The sequence below is a fragment of the Variovorax sp. OV084 genome (assembly GCF_900111625.1).
Lineage (GTDB): Bacteria > Pseudomonadota > Gammaproteobacteria > Burkholderiales > Burkholderiaceae_C > Variovorax.
The window spans coordinates 323,081-338,782 of the sequence record NZ_FOII01000006.1 but is presented as its reverse complement, the minus strand read 5'-3'; the positions used below and the strand labels follow the sequence as shown (position 1 = coordinate 338,782).

The 15,702-nt window shown below is 63.9% G+C and carries 15 protein-coding genes and 1 pseudogene; 14 read left to right on the top strand and 2 right to left on the bottom strand.

The window, feature by feature from the left end; genetic code table 11:
• From BMW87_RS35515 to BMW87_RS18795, 13 genes and pseudogenes are all read left to right on the top strand, one after another.
• Nucleotides 1–99, top strand: a pseudogene (locus BMW87_RS35515) (type VI secretion system tube protein Hcp); the annotation flags it as partial.
• A 74-nt stretch (nt 100–173) separates the two neighbouring features.
• Nucleotides 174–3,347: a type VI secretion system Vgr family protein gene (locus BMW87_RS18850; RefSeq protein ID WP_093060045.1), complete on the top strand. Its 3,174-nt coding sequence runs from the start codon at nt 174–176 to the stop codon at nt 3,345–3,347.
• A 4-nt stretch (nt 3,348–3,351) separates the two neighbouring features.
• Entirely contained in the window at nt 3,352–3,795 is a 444-nt protein-coding gene (locus BMW87_RS18845; protein WP_093077938.1) for a hypothetical protein, read from the top strand.
• A gap of 25 nt (nt 3,796–3,820) precedes the next feature.
• The gene (locus BMW87_RS18840) at nt 3,821–4,264 is read left to right on the top strand and encodes a DcrB-related protein (protein ID WP_093060049.1); all 444 of its coding nucleotides are present in this window, start codon (nt 3,821–3,823) and stop codon (nt 4,262–4,264) included.
• A 23-nt stretch (nt 4,265–4,287) separates the two neighbouring features.
• A complete protein-coding gene (locus tag BMW87_RS18835; RefSeq protein ID WP_093077937.1) occupies nt 4,288–8,727 on the top strand; it encodes an RHS repeat-associated core domain-containing protein in 4,440 nt (1,479 codons plus the stop codon).
• Nucleotides 8,728–8,729: 2 nt separating this feature from the next.
• A complete protein-coding gene (locus tag BMW87_RS18830; protein WP_093077935.1) occupies nt 8,730–9,056 on the top strand; it encodes a hypothetical protein in 327 nt (108 codons plus the stop codon).
• An 88-nt stretch (nt 9,057–9,144) separates the two neighbouring features.
• Nucleotides 9,145–9,456: a hypothetical protein gene (locus tag BMW87_RS18825; RefSeq protein ID WP_218149756.1), complete on the top strand. Its 312-nt coding sequence runs from the start codon at nt 9,145–9,147 to the stop codon at nt 9,454–9,456.
• A 25-nt stretch (nt 9,457–9,481) separates the two neighbouring features.
• A complete protein-coding gene (locus BMW87_RS18820; RefSeq protein ID WP_093077934.1) occupies nt 9,482–9,952 on the top strand; it encodes a hypothetical protein in 471 nt (156 codons plus the stop codon).
• Between the two features lie 19 nt (nt 9,953–9,971).
• Entirely contained in the window at nt 9,972–10,298 is a 327-nt protein-coding gene (locus BMW87_RS18815; RefSeq protein WP_143062594.1) for a hypothetical protein, read from the top strand.
• Between the two features lie 62 nt (nt 10,299–10,360).
• Nucleotides 10,361–10,807, top strand: a complete 447-nt coding sequence (locus BMW87_RS18810; protein ID WP_093077931.1) for a hypothetical protein — start codon at nt 10,361–10,363, stop codon at nt 10,805–10,807.
• 4 nt (nt 10,808–10,811) lie between these two features.
• Complete coding sequence (locus BMW87_RS18805) at nt 10,812–11,150, top strand: hypothetical protein (protein WP_093077929.1); 339 nt, start codon at nt 10,812–10,814, stop codon at nt 11,148–11,150.
• Nucleotides 11,151–11,158: 8 nt separating this feature from the next.
• Nucleotides 11,159–11,485: a hypothetical protein gene (locus BMW87_RS18800; protein ID WP_093077928.1), complete on the top strand. Its 327-nt coding sequence runs from the start codon at nt 11,159–11,161 to the stop codon at nt 11,483–11,485.
• A 319-nt stretch (nt 11,486–11,804) separates the two neighbouring features.
• On the top strand, nt 11,805–12,077 hold the full coding sequence (locus BMW87_RS18795; protein WP_093077926.1) for a hypothetical protein: 273 nt from the start codon (nt 11,805–11,807) through the stop codon (nt 12,075–12,077).
• Between the two features lie 39 nt (nt 12,078–12,116).
• On the opposite strand, the gene BMW87_RS18790 is transcribed toward BMW87_RS18795, so the two are convergent.
• Nucleotides 12,117–13,994 carry a DUF2075 domain-containing protein gene (locus tag BMW87_RS18790; RefSeq protein ID WP_093077925.1) on the bottom strand — a complete coding sequence of 626 codons (1,878 nt, stop codon included), beginning with the start codon at nt 13,992–13,994 and terminating at the stop codon, nt 12,117–12,119.
• A gap of 1 nt (nt 13,995) precedes the next feature.
• A complete protein-coding gene (locus BMW87_RS18785) occupies nt 13,996–14,409 on the bottom strand; it encodes a nucleotide pyrophosphohydrolase (RefSeq protein WP_093077923.1) in 414 nt (137 codons plus the stop codon).
• A 406-nt stretch (nt 14,410–14,815) separates the two neighbouring features.
• Between BMW87_RS18785 and BMW87_RS18780 the strand changes: the two genes are divergently transcribed.
• Nucleotides 14,816–15,691 carry an HNH endonuclease gene (locus tag BMW87_RS18780; RefSeq protein ID WP_256216824.1) on the top strand — a complete coding sequence of 292 codons (876 nt, stop codon included), beginning with the start codon at nt 14,816–14,818 and terminating at the stop codon, nt 15,689–15,691.
• Nucleotides 15,692–15,702 lie beyond the last annotated feature (11 nt).

Genomic DNA, 15,702 nt, shown 5'->3' with positions numbered 1-15,702 from the left:
GCGAAGGTGAAGCAGCAGTACTGGGAACAGACCGACAAGGGCGGCAAGGGCGCCGAGACGGTGCTGGGCTGGAACATCAAGGAAAACAAGGAAGCATGAGTTCCCTTTGCCGGGCGCGTTGCTCGCTTCTGCGGCACGCGCCGGGCTCGCATTGACCAGGGAGCCTTCCAGGAATGACCCGCAGCTTCATCGCCCACAGCGTGTTGGGCGAGCGCCTGAAGTTCCGCTCGATGACGGGACAGGAGCGCATCTCCGCACTGTTCGAGCATCGCGTGCGGCTCATCAGCGACATGCCCAACATCCAGCCCAAGCGCATGCTGGGGGAGGACATGAGCATCGAGGTGAACCTCGCCACGGAACTCGGCGGCGCCGGCAAGCGCTTCCTGAGTGGACAGGTCACGCGCTTTGCCTACGTGGGCAAGGACGACGGCGACATGTGCGTGTACGAGGCCACGCTGCGCCCCTGGCTGTGGTACGCCACGCGTCGCTCCGACTTCAAGATCTTCCAGTTCAAGACGGCACCGCAGATCCTGCAGGAGGTGCTCGCGCCCTACGGCTATGCCATCGACGCGCGCCTGAGCGGCAACTACCGCACCTGGGACTACTGCGTGCAGTACTCGGAGAGCGACTTCAACTTCGTCAGCCGGCTCATGGAGCAGGAGGGCATCTACTACTTCTTCTCGCACGCGCAGGGCAGCCATCAGCTGGTGCTGTGCGACGGCGCGGATTCGCACACCCCCCTGCCCAGCGGTCCGGTGAAGGTGCCGTACCACGCGGGCGTGCTGGCCGCGCAGATCCTCGAGCAGGACTTCATCGACAGCTGGAGCCATTCTGAAGACATCGCGTCGGGCAACTTCGCTGCGGACGACTACGACTTCAAGAAGCCCAACGCCGAGATCGACACAGTGCGCCAGCAGCCGGCCGGCCACAGCCGCGACGACTTCGAGATCTACGACTGGCCCGGCGGCTACACCGAGCTGGGTGACGGCGAGAACTATGCACGCCTGCGGCTGGAGCAGCTCGCCGGGCGCCGCGAACTGGTGAGCGCCGAAGGCAACCTGCGCCACATGGCACCGGGCTACCTGTTCGAGCTGGCGCGCCATCCGAACGCCGAGGACAACCGCCGCTACCTGATCGAGGCCGTGACCTACGACTTCCAGGAGAACGCGCTGCGCGTGGTCGGCGCGGCGGACGCGGCCTACAGCGAATCGACCAGCAGCACCAGCTATCGCCAGACCTTCGAGGTGCTCCCCGACAGCGCGCCCTATCGCCCCGCGCGCGTCACGCCCAGGCCGCGCACCACCGGACCGCAGACCGCGGTGGTGGTGGGCCCCGCGGGCGAAGAGATTCACACCGATGAGTACGGCCGCATCAAGGTGCAGTTCCATTGGGACCGCTATGGCCGGCGCGACGAGAACTCGTCGTGCTGGATCCGCGTGTCGCAGACCTGGGCTGGCAGCAACTACGGCGCCATGCACATCCCGCGTATCGGACAGGAGGTGATCGTCGACTTTCTCAACGGCGACCCCGACTATCCGATCGTCACCGGCTGTGTCTACAACGCCGCGCAGATGCCGCCGTGGGAGCTGCCGCGCCACAAGACGCAGACCGGCTTCCAGACGAACTGGAGCAAGGGCGGCGGCGGCAAGCACATGCTGCGCTTCGAGGACAGCCGCGGCACCGAGCACATCGAGCTGTCGACCGACCACGGCAACACCCACCTGCACATGGGCTACCTGATGAACCAGGGCTCGGGCGTGCAGCGCAGCTATGGCTTCGAGCTGCGCACCAACGAGTGGGGCTCCATCCGCGCGGACAAGGGCCTGCTGTTGACCACCTACACGCAGGACTACGCGCAACGCGTCTCGCGCGACAACCCCGACGGCCACGAGCACATGGGCGCCACGCTGGCGCAGAGCAATGCGCTGATGCAGGCGTCGGGCCAGGCCATCGCGGCCACCAAGGCGCTGGTCGGGTCGATGGCTCAGGGCAAGAACCAGACGCTGATGGGCCTGGTGCAGGGTGTGCAGGCCGCGGGTGGCGTTTCGCAGGCCGTGGCGGCGCTGGCCGCGGGCGGCACGCCGGAAGCCGGCGTCTCGGACAACCCTGACCCCGCCATGGCCGACGCTCAGCAGATGCTCGACCTCTCGCGCAAGATCGACAAGCCCGTGGTCTCCATCGTCAGCCCCGAGGGGCAGACCATGATCAGTCCCAAGCCTATCGTCGTGAGCTCGGGGCAGAGCGTGTCGATGCGCGCCACTTCGGCCATGACGCTGACCACCGGCGCGCAGCTCACGCAGCTCGTTACCGGCGGCATGCTCACGCAGGTGAGCGAGGGCGGGCAGGTCAACGTGGTGTCGGGCGGCGACATCGTCTCGCACGCCAGCGCGGGCGCCGTCAACCTGGTGTCGAAGACCGACGCCTCCATGACCTCCACCGAGAGCAACGCCAACATCACAGGCCGCAAGTCGGTCGTGATCCAGGCGGCCGACCAGGACGTGTTCGTCACCGGCAAGACCAGCATCTCGCTGATCTGCGGCAAGTCGTCCATCGTGCTGCTGGCCGACGGCACGGTGAACATCAACGGCGTGAAGGGCCTCGTCAACTTCACGGGCGAGCTCGACCAGCGCGGCAGCAAGATCTTCTTGAACTGCGATGCGCCCATCGGCAGCCAGAGCGAGGAAGCCGTGGTGGAAGACGGCGTGCCCCTGACGCCCGCGGCTGCTGCCACGTCGGCAGAGGCATCTGAGCGTGCTGTGCCCGCAGCCGCGCCACCGGGTTACGTCACCACCGGCCTCGGCAAAGGTGTCGACGCCATCGCGGCGAGGTCGCCCACGCTGCAGAGGCAGATCAAGTTTTTGCAGGGCGAGAAATGGAATGTCAGCTATGGCGCTGCAGGCGGAGGCTCGTATGCCAACACCAATCCGGGTGTCAGGAAGATCGTGATCGACGGCGACTACGCGAGCGACCCGTACAAGACCGCCGCCTCGCTGTCGCACGAGGTCGGGCACGCGGTCTATTCATACCGCTTCAAGCCCGATATTTCCTCGAAGACCGCGTTCGTCAACAGCATGCTCAGCTCCGAGGGCGAGGCCGCACTGAACCAGATCCAGGTGCAGCGTGAAGTCTGGCGCGCGGCCAAGGTCGACATCCTCCAGGGCGCGAACCCCGCGAATGTGGAAGCTTTCAACGAGGCCTACAACGGCATGGTGAAGGGTGGTACCCGGGAGGCCGCAAGAGCCGCGGCCGGCAAGTACTACGGCACGCTCACCACATCGACCACCGGCGAGCAGTACACGCAGTACTACGGCAACTCCTACGACAAGAAATATGCCGGCAAGCACTGAATCCATGAACCGGCAAGCCACGACCATGACGCTCTGGCAGGCCATCGATGCGCTGGCGGCGCAGTTGCCGTTCTCCACGCAGAAGGTCGGCCGCACGCTGTCGACCACCTTGAGCGACACGCATGCCGCAGGCGGCGACGCGTTCCGGTTCTTCGAAGGTACGCCGGTGCGCCTTGCCGATGGCACCGAGCTTGCGCGCATCGACCTGCGCATCAAGCGCGAAGACGCGAGCCAGGGCTTCCTGGTGCTGGAGCTGAAGGGGCGCTGCGTGCCGATGGCCGAAGTGCGCCAGCACTACGCCGCACTGGAGCTCATCGACGTGCCGCGCGGCCGTTCGCTCGACGAAGCGAGCACCTTCACGGCCACGCTCGGCTGGGGCCGGCTGTCGTTCGGCTTCACCGAGCGCAACCCCGACTGCCTGGCCTTCGTGGCTTTCGACCCCGCATAGAACAAACCCGGAAGACAGCAGCCTGATGAAGTACCACATCCAGGAAGGCCAGTTCGACGTGCCGGACGATGGGCGCATCGATCGCTCGATGAACGTGCTGGCCATGCCCGATGGTTCCGGCACCACGCTCATCGTGAGCCGCGATGCGCTGCGCGCGCAGGAGAGCCTGGCGCAGTTCGTCACGCGGCAGATGAACGACCTGACGCGCCAGGTGAGCCAGCTGAAGGAGGTGTCGCGCACCGACATCGCCGTGGGGCCCGCCATTGCGAGCCTGCGCGCCATCGAGCTCGCCACGCAGTTCAAGCAGAACGGACAGGCGCTGCACCAGCGCCAGGCCGTGTTTCTCTTGCCGCAGGACGCCACCGGCAAGGCCGTGCTCATCCTCACGGCCAGCAGCCCCGTGCCGTTCGACGCAGAGGCGCTCGCGCTGTGGCGGCGCACGCTCGAGAGCTTTCAGCCCAGGGCCTGACACCTTGAAGGCCACGACGACCCATGGCCGGTAAACCCGCCGCCCGGCTGCACGACCCCATTGCCCACACCAACGCGCACGCGCGCTTCTGGGCCAAGTTCGCGGGCGGGCTGATCGGCGGCATCGCCGTTGGCTTCGCGGTGGGCGTGGCGGCGGCCGCCGTGGTCGGCACCGGGGGGCTTGCGGGGCCGCTGGTGGCGGGCGCTGTGGTGGTGGGCGCGCGCATGGTCGGCGGGTATGTCGGCGCGAGCCTGGGCGAGTCGATTGCCGATGCGCTGGTGCCCGAGACCCTCACCGTGACCGGCATGATCACCAGCGGCTCGTCGGACGTGTTCATCGACAACAAGGCCATAGGCGCGGCGCGCGCCTCGCCCGAGATGCCGATGGACACCGTGAGCTGCAAGAAAGACTCGCCGCAGATCCTTCTTGCCGAGGGCGCGGAGACCGTGTTCGTCAACATGGGCGTGGCCTCGCGCAAGGACGACCACACCGAGTGCGGCGCCAAGGTGAGCGAAGGCTCGCCCACCGTCTTCATCGGTGGGCCGACCGCACGCGTGCGCGAGGTGGCCGACGAGGTGCCGCTCATCTCGAAGGTGCTGGTGACCATCTTCAACGTGGTCATGATCTACCGCGGCCTGCGCTGCCTGCCCAAGCTCGCGCGCCAGGGCAAGAACGCGCTGCCTTGCCTGATCGAAGGCGCGGTGGGGCTGGGCATGGGCATCCACGGCCTGGTCAGCTCCTTCGGCAACCCGGTGCATGCGGCCACGGGCGGAAAGTTTCTGGGTGGCGAGAGCGAGCTTGACTTCAGCTTGCCCGGCCCGCTGCCCATTGCGTGGCAGCGCTTCTACAGCAGCCACGACCTTCGCCGCGACGGCGCGCTGGGGCAGGGCTGGAGCCTGCCCTATGCGATGGAGCTGCGGCTGGGCAATGACGCCGCCGGACAGCCCACCGTGACGCTCATCGATGAGCAGGGCCGGCCGATGGTGCTGCCAGACATCGAGCCCGGTACTCGGCAATACAGCATGCGCGACGGCCTGGACCTGTGCCGCTCCGAAGGCGGCCACTACTTCATTCACGTGCCGGGCGGGCTGTTCTTCATGTTCGAGCCTCCGGCCGAAGGCGAGCTGCGCACGCAGACGCTGAAGCTCGCGCGGCTCGAGGACCGCAACGGCAACTTCATCGACCTGCGCCACGATGCGCTGGGCCGGCTGAGCGAGCTGACCGACAGCACCGGGCGCTTGCTTGCGCTCGACTACGCGGGCGAGAGCCGCCGGCTGGGGGCAGTGCGCCTGGCTGCCGGTGCACCCGGCGAGCTGCCGGGCCTGCTGGTGGCGTACAGGCACGACGCCGAAGGCCGCCTGCTCGACGTGACCGACCGCAATGGCGTAGTGGTGCGCCGCTTCGGCTACGACGCCCAGGGCCTCATGAGCTTCCACGCCGACGCGGCGGGGCTGGAGTGCCGCTACGAGTGGCGTGGCTCGGCCGGCGACGCGCACGTGGCCCGCCACTGGACAAACGACGGCGAGAGCTACACCGTGCGCCGCATGACGCCCCCCGCGGACGATGCGCTGGCGCTGGGTGAAACCCTGGTCATCGACCAGCTCGGCCGCGAATTCGCCTGGCACTGGAACGCCGACCACCAGGTCACCGACTACATCGACGCGGCGGGCCGCCAATGGCATGCGCAGTACAACGAGCTGCGCCAGCTCGTTGCCATCACCGAGCCCGGCGGCGCCACCACGCGCTGCACCTACGACCCCATGGGGCTCATGAGCAGCCGCACCGATGCGCTGGGCCGCACGCAGAGCACCGGCTGGACCGAGTTCGGCCAGCCCTGGCGCGAGACCCTGGCAGACGGCAGCACCTGGACCTACGCCTACAGCGACCAGGGCAACCTGGTGCGCGAGACCGACCCGCTGGGCCACACCACCGAGTACGCCTACGACAGGCGGGGCCTGCCCATCGTCGTTACCGACGGCAAGGGCGGCACCAACCGCATGGCCTGGAACGAGTGCGCGCAACTGCTCTCCCTGACCGACTGCTCCGGCAAGACCACGCGCTACGCCTACGACGGCTGGGGCCACCTGCAGGCCGTGACCGACGCAGCGGGTCAGCGCACGCGATTGACGCACGACGCCATGGGGCGGCTGCTGTCGGTGTCGCTCCCCGACCAGAGCCATCAGTCGTTCCGCCGCGACGCCGCCGGCCGCATCGTGGCTGCCACCGATGCGCTGAGCCGCAGCACGCAATTCGCACTCGGCCTGCGCGGCCAACCGCTGACGCGGCAGGACGCCGAGGGGCGCCGCATCGCGTGGCACTACGACAGCGCCCAGCGCCTGCAGTCGCTCGTCAACGAGAACGGCCTGCACTTCGAGTTCGTGCGCGACGCCGCCGATCGCGTGGTGGAAGAGCGCCGCGTGGGCGGCACGCGGGTGCAGGTGGAATACGACGCCAACGGCTGGCCGGTGTGCATCACCCATGTGCCCGGCATCGGCGACGAAGACCTTGCGCTGCACGACGGCACCGGGCCACGGCCTGCCGCGAGCCGGCCCTTGCGCACAGAACTGCTGCGCGACGCCGTGGGCCGCCTCATCGGAAAGCGCACCCAGAGCCACCACTATCGCTACAGCTACGACCAGCTCGATCGGCTGACCGAGGCGGTCAAGCTGGAGGCGCCGCAACCCCGCACCGGCGGCGAAGCGCGCACGCTGCACCGCACCGTTTTCGCCTACGACAAGCTCGGCCGGCTGATCGAAGAGACCGCCATCGACGAGCTCACCGGCGAAACGCACACCCTGCACCACGCGCACGACGAACTGGGCAACCGCACGCAGACCGTGTTGCCCGCCATCGCGTCGCAGCCAGGCGTGCAGCGTGTGCTGAACTACCTGTACTACGGCTCCGGCCACCTGCACCAGGTCAACCTGTCGCAGCAGCGCGGCGATGCACCCGCGGTGCACCAGCTCATCAGCGACATCGAGCGCGACGACCTGCACCGCGAAGTGGCGCGCAGCCAGGGTGCGCTGCACACCCGCTTCGCACTCGACCCCTTGGGCCGACGTGCCGCATCGTGGTGCCGGGCCGGCGGGCTGGACACAGCCTTCACTACACAAGACCCGAGCTGGCGCCAGGCCATCGACAGCGCCGGCACGCCCGGGGCTCGCCTGCTCGACGGGCTGATGAAGGAATACAGCTACGACCCAGTGGGTGAGCTGCGGCAGAGCCGGCATTCGCTGCAAGGCACGACAGGGCACCGATACGACGCCACCGGACGCATAGAAGAAACCGTGCACAGCGCGGCTGCCGCCAACAGCGAACGCTTTGCCTACGACCCCGCGGGCAACCTGCTCGATGCATCATCGACCGCGCCCGGCTATGTGCGCGACAACTTAGTGCGCGTTTTCGAGGACAAGCGCTACAGCTACGACGGCCATGGCCGGCTGGTGCGCAAGAGGGCGGGCAGGCATACCGAGCAGCGCTTCGAGTGGGACGAGGAAAGCCGACTCGTGGCCGTGCACACCACGCGCCGCCCGGGCACGCCCGAAGCCACCACGCAACTCACGCGATTCGACTACGACGCCATGGGGCGGCGGGTGGCGAAGCACGATGCGTTCGGCAGCACGCGGTTCGTCTGGGAGGGGATGCGGCTCATCGAGGAGCGCAGGGGCTCGCAGGTGGTGAGCTATGTGTACGAGGCCGAAAGCCACGTACCAGTCGCGCGGCTCGACGCGAAGGCCGAGCCCGCCCAGTCATCGGACACGGCACAGGTCTTTCACTTTCACAACGATACCGCCGGCCTGCCGGAAGAACTGAGCAACAACGAAGGCCAACTGTGCTGGCGCGCGAGCTACAGGACATGGGGCGCAACCGTTACCGAGCAATGGGAGGTCACGGCCCTGAATGGCCGCGCTGTTGCATCGACCGGCACGGCGCCCCAGGCCATCGAGCAGAACCTGCGCTTCCAGGGGCAGTACCTGGACCGGGACACGGGGCTGCACTACAACACCTTCCGGTTTTATGACCCGGACATTGGGCGGTTCATCAGCCCTGACCCGATCGGGCTTGCGGGTGGCGACAACCTGCACAGCTACTCTCCCAACCCCATCCGGTGGATCGACCCGCTGGGTTGGATCTGCGGCGAGACGCTTGCACGGCCGGTCGGCTTCAACAGGGGCAGCCGCAACTTCACGCTGGAGCAGGGCAATGCCACGTCGGGGTGGAAGCACATCTACGACCGGCACGTCGATCCGGCGCGGTTCCCCAACAAATCGAAGTTCAGCTCCAGCATGAGCCAGGGAGAGATTTCCTCGCTGCTGGGCAAGACGCTCAAGCACGGCAAGGAGTCGAGCTACGAGGGGAAGGCCGTGTTCGAGTCCCGGCTGAAGTACGACGGACAATACAAACGCTATCGCGCCACCGTCAACGAAGACGGAACCGTTCGAACCTTCCACCCGCTGGACTGACTATGCTGGACATCTACTACACAGACCCCTCCACCACGGACGTGCCCGAAGACCCGGGCAGCCTGGAACTGGCGGGCTCCATCGAACTCGATGCGCACCGTTCGCTGGCCGTGTTGTTCGACAAGGGCAGCAAGGCCGGCGCAAGTTTCAAGTACTTCGAAGATTCCCTGCTGACACCCGCACAGGTTGCAACGCTGCTGAAAATCTTCACTTCGAATGTGGGAGAGCTTGGCGGCAACCGCCAGGCGCTTGCGGCGTTCGACGAAATGCGCGGCATCTTCGAAGGAGCGGTCGGCAAAGGCGCGGGGCTTGTGGCGTTCAGCGACTGAGCCTGTCGGGGCGAAGCACGATGCCTTGGCAGGAATGGAACTCACATTCCGACCACAAGGTCGCCTGACCCATGAAGGCCTGCAGTCCATGAAATCGATCGACCTGTTGTACGAAGACCTGCAGAACGCGCCCTCACTGCTTTCCGTGGGGGACGAGGTGCGCTTCATGCTTGGCGTGATGGCGCTCGAGCCCGATGACATCGCGCGCAGCGAGGTTTTCTTCAAGATACTGGACCAGCTCGAAGACTCCCACACCACGGGGTGGGGCCATACCTTCGAGGATCCCGAGGCCGTGAAGGTCTTCGAGCGCTTTGCTTCATTCCTGGAAGGACTTGCGGCGCACATTCCTGCTCAGCAAGAGTGGCTCGGCAGTGCGGCGGAGAACTTCCGTCTCCGGTGAAACGGAGGCTGGTGAAGCACGTCGGATGTTGAAGCAAACCATCGCCGGGCAGCTCGACCTTCTGCGCTACCTCGAGCGAGGCGCCGTGCATCTGGCCGCGGGCATGAGCATTCCGGAGCAGACAGCCTGCGAGCAGGAGGCCGACGAGCAATGGCGCACGGGGGCGGGGGGCGTGTACACCTTCGACTTCGACGGCTGGAGCCTCAACCTCCACTTCGACCCCAAAAAGAATTTCTCGCACGACACCATCGACTTCTTCGGCCATTGCGATCTACCCGGTTTCTCGGACATTGCCGGGCCTTTGCAAGCCGCCAGCGCCTTCGAAGGCGCGACACACTTCGACCTGGGCGACGAGCAGGTGGTGCTGCTTCCCTCCAGTGTCACGGTTCATTTCCGCAAGGAGGAGGGCGACGTGCAGGTGCTGACGAAGATTGCCGGTGCTCTGCTTCCGCACGGTGCGCTCGCGGACTACTACCGCTCGATGCTGCGGCGTTGAGCGTGGCCCCGTTGCACCCATGCTCGACATCTACTTCGTCCCATCTTCATGCAGGTCCATACCCAAGGATCCGCGCGGAATGGTGCATGCGGGCTCCATCGATTTCAATGCGCATCGCTCCTTGGACGTTGTGTTCGACCAATGCGGGCAAAAGGGCGCAAACCTCACCTACTTCGACGACTCCCTGCTGCGCCCCGAACAGGTCGTGACGATGCGGCGTGTGTTCGCCGCGAGCACCGGCGTGCTTGGCGCTCATCGCGGGCAGATCGCTGCGTTCAAGGCGATCCGGGGGATTCTTGATCGTGCCGCAGAAGAAGACTCGGGGCTTGCGGCATTCTGTGACTGATGCCGGCGACCGTGCTCGAGAGCCTGTTCACCGAGATTGTTTGATGCGCCCCTGAACTTGCCATGACGCCGACCATCCAGAAACTCCAAGCCTTCGCCGCCGCAAGAGACTTCGAGCCGCTGCCCGATACGCCTGCTCACGAACTCGCCGAAGTACTCCACGCCTTCAGTGCAGCCAGGGTGAACGCTACAGGCCACGGCCCCGCCAACGATCGGTACTCGCACCTGATCGATTGCGAGTTCAGCAAGGAAATGCAGGCCCGCTTCCATGTCCGCTTCGACCTGCGCGTTTTCGTGGTCTTGCCGTACGTCATGAGCGACGGTGTGAGGCAGCTTGCCGTCGACCACGCGGAGCTTGCCGAACTGTGCGCACCATTCGTGAAGATGCTGCAAGACCGGAAGTTCGACCAGATTTCCTTCGATGATGCCGCGCGGTCTCTTTCGGACGAAATGTTCGACAAGGGATTCGCCGACGACACAGTGCTGGCCTACTTCTTCGAGAGCCTGTAGGCCCATGACCGCGATGACCCCCGGCAAGCTGTTGGCATATTGGGCAACGCGGCCGACCGTGATGCCGATGCAGGAAGAGCTGAGCCTGATCCGCGATATGCGCGCGCTGGACACTGCCGACATCGCGAAGGATCTGGCGTCGTTCGTCTCGCTCATCGAACTCGTCCAGCGATCGCATGCGAGCAACGGAATTTTCGAGATGACCGAGGCCGACGAAGCGCACACCGTCGGTTTCTTCCAGTGGCTCAAGAGCCTGGAAAAGACGCTTCGCGTGCCGTTGGCAATGCACGCCGACGGCCTGGACCTGACCTGCGCCGAACTGGCGAAGCGGATGCCTCGATAGGGTGCCGAATGCTCGACCTCTACTTCGTCGAACCGGCCTGCAGGCACTTGCCGAAAGACCCGCGTGGCCTCGAGCATGCGGGCTCCGTCGATCTGGATGTGCATCGCTCACTCGCGGCCCTCTTCGACAGATGCATCCAGAAAGGCGCCGACCTCAAGTACTTCGAGGATTCACTGCTGAGTGGAGAGCAGGTTGTGGCCATGCTCGAGATATTCACCGCCAACACCCCTGAAACTGGTGCCCAACGCGGGCAGATTGCGGCCTTCAAGTCGATGCACGCGATCTTGACCCGGGCGAAAGCACGGGGCATGGGGCTCGCAGCGTTCTGCGACTGATGTCTGCCTGCCCACGTTGCGCTACAGGAGTCGTGCGAAGGCCAAGCAGATCAAGGCCCGAGCTTGCGCATCGTCGAGTGCAGCAACGATCACGGTGATGCGCTCAAAGTCGACGCGATCCCCAATTTGTTCACTGCATGGAGGCGTCCGCCAGCGCGCTTCTCCCATACATTTGAAGGTCCGCCGCGCCTCACGGCGGGACATCGATGCACACCGCAGCGATGTCGATGTGAGGCACAAAAGGCGACGGCCAAGGTGCGCTAACACCATGGCCGTCTGACCAATCAACGTGCACAACCTCGGAAAGGACGCACATCAAATGGCTGATCGAATTATCGCCGGGCAAAACACGCCCACCTCCGACGACGTAACCCACCAGCAGGACGCGTCAGGCACTCTTGAGAACAAGTTGACCCAATTGCAATCTCTGCTGAGTTGCTGCCATGGGGACTGGAGTGAATGGCTCGAAGGAATTGGGGAGCGGCATCGGGACAACATCATGTGGCTTGCCTCCGATCTGGTGGACGACATTGCCCGACTTGTCCAGGAGCTTCTGAAGAAGCCCAACGCGATGGATCAGCACCAAGCCTGAGGCCATCAGCCGGCAGGCGTTGTTGCCCGCCGCTGATCTTCATGGCTGGACCGCAGCGAGCGCGCCGGGTGACAGCCGGTTGCGAAAGTAGCTCGCGGTCTCTTCGTCGCTGCAGTAGACGTAACACCCTTTCATGCCGCGCGTCATCAACGTGCGGTAGGTGTTCTTGATGATGAGATCCGCCTCTGCAGCGGCATTTTTGGGATTGGCCTTGAATCGAGACTTGTAGCCGCGCAATGTCTTGTCGAATCGGTCTCGTGCCTCTGGCACTGTCACGACGCACCCGTCGCGAACTATCAAATCCGGCCCGATGATGACCCCGATGTAGTCCACCTCCAAGCCCTGGCAGGTATGAATGCAGCCCACCTCGTTGATCGAGTTCGGCGCAATGATCCACAAGCTACCGTCGACGTCGAGGTTCCAGCGCTTGCGGTAGTCACCGATGACGATGTCGAAGGCCTTCGGGTCCTTCTTGCTGGTCCATGGCCAGCAATAGCCGGCGACCACGCGTGCGGTGCCGGTCGTGTTCTTTGCTTTGATCGATGCATGCAATTCGTCGGGCGTGCCGAAGACTTGAAAGTCGAACTCGGCCGGCGTGAGCGTCTTGTTGGCGGTCTCTCGCACATCGAGCGTGTCGTCGAGCCAAGCGATGTAGCCGTCCGAGCCGCTGCACCTGAATTGCGAGGCCAACTCGTGCTCCGACACCTCGGCACCCTTACCGATGCCGAAGTCGCGAATGGTCTTCTTGCTGCCGATGTCGCTCAGCGTCACGCGCTGGTCTTCATCGATGAAGAACACGGTGCACTTGGCGGCGGCAATGAGCTCTTTGACCTGGTTCTCGCCGAGATTGCCGTACAGGCCGCTCTTCTCGTTCAAGCGGTGCGCCTCGTCCACGATCAACACGTCGAACTGGTCGGCGGGCGTGTCGATGAAGCCGCCTGAGCCTGTGAAGAGGTTGGCGTAGTGCGTGCGCTTCATCGTGCCGACAAGCTTGGTTTCGTAGACGCGCCTCGGCGCAGCATTCTTCGAAACGTATTTGCAGTTCAAGCCGGCACCCATCAAGGTGACCAGAGCGTTGATGGCGAGAACGGTCTTGCCAGTTCCCGGGCCGCCTTCGACGATCACCACCTTGGGGTTCGCACTCGATGCAGATCGGCCTGCGGCCAGGATGTGCTCGTAGACCTCCTTCTGGTCATCGATCAAGATGAACTCGGCGTTTCCCTTCAGCAGACCCGCAAGGCTGTCGCTGAGCGCCTTCGACGGCCTGATACGGCCGTTGGCCAGTTCATAAAGCACGCTCGGGTCACCGAACTTGATGTGCTGCTTGATGAAGGTGCGTAGCAAGCTTCGTTCTGCTTCACCGCGCAGGAACAGCGGTGCCTTTGCGATGTAGTCGGCGTAGTGGGCCGAATCGATGACGCCGTCGCGCTCGTAGTTGTGCAGGTAGGCGCAAGCCTGGACGGAGATGCCGCCGGAGTAGACGGCTTCGTTGAAGCCTTCCATCAAAGAGGCATAGGACCACGCTTGGTACGAAGGATGAACGACCTCGCGGTGTCCGCCGCCGAAGTAGGTGTTGACCAGTGCGTCCTTCATCGAAGGCTTTACCTTGTCCCATTGCTTGAGCTCGACGATCACGACGTTCTTCGAGTTGTCGTGACCTCGACCGGTCAGGCTGATGTCGATGCGCTTGGAGCTTTGCGGGATGTGAAGCTCGACGGCCACGCCGACATCATTCGGAATTTCAGAGTCGCTGAGCACTTTCGACATGTACCCGAGCGAATCGCGCCATGACCTCATCTCCGCCGCCGGCACCTTGCGGCCGGTAGCACTGAAGTACTTGGCGAGGATGACGTCTTCGATGTCCCTGTCGTTGTTGTCGCTGAGAAATTGCTTCTTGTCGGCCTCGTAGACGATCACGTCAATCCTTCCCAGACTCGCCAGCTTCAGGCTGGCTGTGCTTCTTGCTGCTGCCGCGCACCTTGTCTGCGGGGTAGCGCAGGGCGTTGGCTTTCAGCTTTTGTTGGACGGCGGCGTCGAGGTCTACGCCCAAAACGGAAGACAGGCGAACGAGGTAGAGCAGGACGTCCGCGAGCTCTTCTTGTACGGCCTGCGCCGTTTGTGGGTCTCGGCCAGCCTCTTTGGACGCTTCTTCCGGCATCCACTGAAAGATTTCATTCAGTTCGCCGACCTCGCCGGTCAGGGCCATGACCAAGTTTTTGGGGGAGTGGAATTGAGCCCAGTCGCGCTCAACAGCGAATTGCTCCAAGCGGGCGGCCAGTGGCGCGACGTCGACGAGCGTGACGCCGAGTGCCGCATCAGTTAGATCGGTCATGTGGGGCTCTCCTGTTGCCCTTTGTCAACGGGTTACGGGCTGGCCGGTCTGCTCGTGCTGAAAACGAGAGCAGACATCGGGATTTCGACGACGAAACAAGTGTATCTAGCGAGGTCGTCGCCATTTCACAGTTGCCAAACGAAATAGTCACCCGATGGTGCGAGCTTTCTGGTGATCCCCGTGTTGGCAGATGCGGAGGAGAAACGATAGTTGCCGAGGTAGCCTGAAATTGTGACTTGCCCAAATCGATTGACGTTAAAGTATGTCGCCAATCGTTAACTGTAAGGGTGAGTGATGTTCGGCTATTTCGGGGCAAATCGCAGAAGGCCAGCTCGTTGTAGGCGCTGCAGAGATGCGGTTCTCGTGCCGAATTGGGCGGCGCGAATCAATTTCTCAGGGAAATGACGTGGCAAGCAAGCCAGCGTTCCCCTCGCTTTCGATTGCTGAAGAGCTCCCATCTTTTGTCTTGGGAAAAACCTATCAGCGTTGGCCTGATCTCAACATTCCGTTCGGAGGCGGTCGGCAAGGCGGTATTTCTGACTCTGCGCAAGCTCCGGTGACGTTCTTGTTCACTGGGGATAGCGGTGAACGCTATGGCTACGAAGACCGATTCGATGACGAAGGCACCTTCTTTTTTTCGGGTGAAGGCCAGAAGAGCGACATGAGGTTTGTCCGAGGCAACATGGCGGTGCGCGATCACTCAGTCAGAGGAAAAGCGCTGCATTTGTTTCGGACCATTGGCAAAGGCAAGGGGCAAAAGTACCTTGGGGAATTCGTCTATCACGGGCACGACTGGGTTCGTGCGCCTGATGTCGAAGGCATTCTTCGCAACGCGATCATTTTTCGGCTTGTACCGGTCGCTCGCCTCGAGCAGTTGGAACTCGCTTCAGCAGTGGACGATCGTGCTAAAGATCTGACGCTTCAAGAGTCCAGAAATAGGGCAATTGCCGCCTCTAAGGTCGATGGCTCACAAAACGGCAAAGAGGGAAGTCGCACCGTCTACGAGCGCAGCCGAGCAGTGCGTGATTACGTGCTTTTGCGCGCAGCAGGGAAGTGCGAACTTTGCGAGCAACCTGCGCCGTTTCGTCGAAACGGGGGTCTTCCCTATCTGGAGCCGCACCACACCACACGGGTGTCTGATGGAGGACCCGATCATCCGCAGTTTGTTGCCGCCCTTTGCCCCGCTTGTCATCGGGAGGTGCATTACGGCGAACACGCGCGGACAAAGAATCTGACGCTGATGGAAAGACTTCAGGCTATTGAGTCAGCAGGGCCTGCTTGATTGCGAACGGC

What these genes read in the sequence shown, in the direction of transcription:
- BMW87_RS18850 (WP_093060045.1), top strand. Translation starts at nt 174, where the DNA reads ATGACCCGCAGCTTCATCGCCCACAGCGTGTTGGGCGAGCGCCTGAAG.
- BMW87_RS18845 (WP_093077938.1), top strand. Translation starts at nt 3,352, where the DNA reads ATGAACCGGCAAGCCACGACCATGACGCTCTGGCAGGCCATCGATGCG.
- BMW87_RS18840 (WP_093060049.1), top strand. Translation starts at nt 3,821, where the DNA reads ATGAAGTACCACATCCAGGAAGGCCAGTTCGACGTGCCGGACGATGGG.
- BMW87_RS18835 (WP_093077937.1), top strand. Translation starts at nt 4,288, where the DNA reads ATGGCCGGTAAACCCGCCGCCCGGCTGCACGACCCCATTGCCCACACC.
- BMW87_RS18830 (WP_093077935.1), top strand. Translation starts at nt 8,730, where the DNA reads ATGCTGGACATCTACTACACAGACCCCTCCACCACGGACGTGCCCGAA.
- BMW87_RS18825 (WP_218149756.1), top strand. Translation starts at nt 9,145, where the DNA reads ATGAAATCGATCGACCTGTTGTACGAAGACCTGCAGAACGCGCCCTCA.
- BMW87_RS18820 (WP_093077934.1), top strand. Translation starts at nt 9,482, where the DNA reads ATGTTGAAGCAAACCATCGCCGGGCAGCTCGACCTTCTGCGCTACCTC.
- BMW87_RS18815 (WP_143062594.1), top strand. Translation starts at nt 9,972, where the DNA reads ATGCTCGACATCTACTTCGTCCCATCTTCATGCAGGTCCATACCCAAG.
- BMW87_RS18810 (WP_093077931.1), top strand. Translation starts at nt 10,361, where the DNA reads ATGACGCCGACCATCCAGAAACTCCAAGCCTTCGCCGCCGCAAGAGAC.
- BMW87_RS18805 (WP_093077929.1), top strand. Translation starts at nt 10,812, where the DNA reads ATGACCGCGATGACCCCCGGCAAGCTGTTGGCATATTGGGCAACGCGG.
- BMW87_RS18800 (WP_093077928.1), top strand. Translation starts at nt 11,159, where the DNA reads ATGCTCGACCTCTACTTCGTCGAACCGGCCTGCAGGCACTTGCCGAAA.
- BMW87_RS18795 (WP_093077926.1), top strand. Translation starts at nt 11,805, where the DNA reads ATGGCTGATCGAATTATCGCCGGGCAAAACACGCCCACCTCCGACGAC.
- BMW87_RS18785 (WP_093077923.1), bottom strand. Translation starts at nt 14,409, where the DNA reads ATGACCGATCTAACTGATGCGGCACTCGGCGTCACGCTCGTCGACGTC.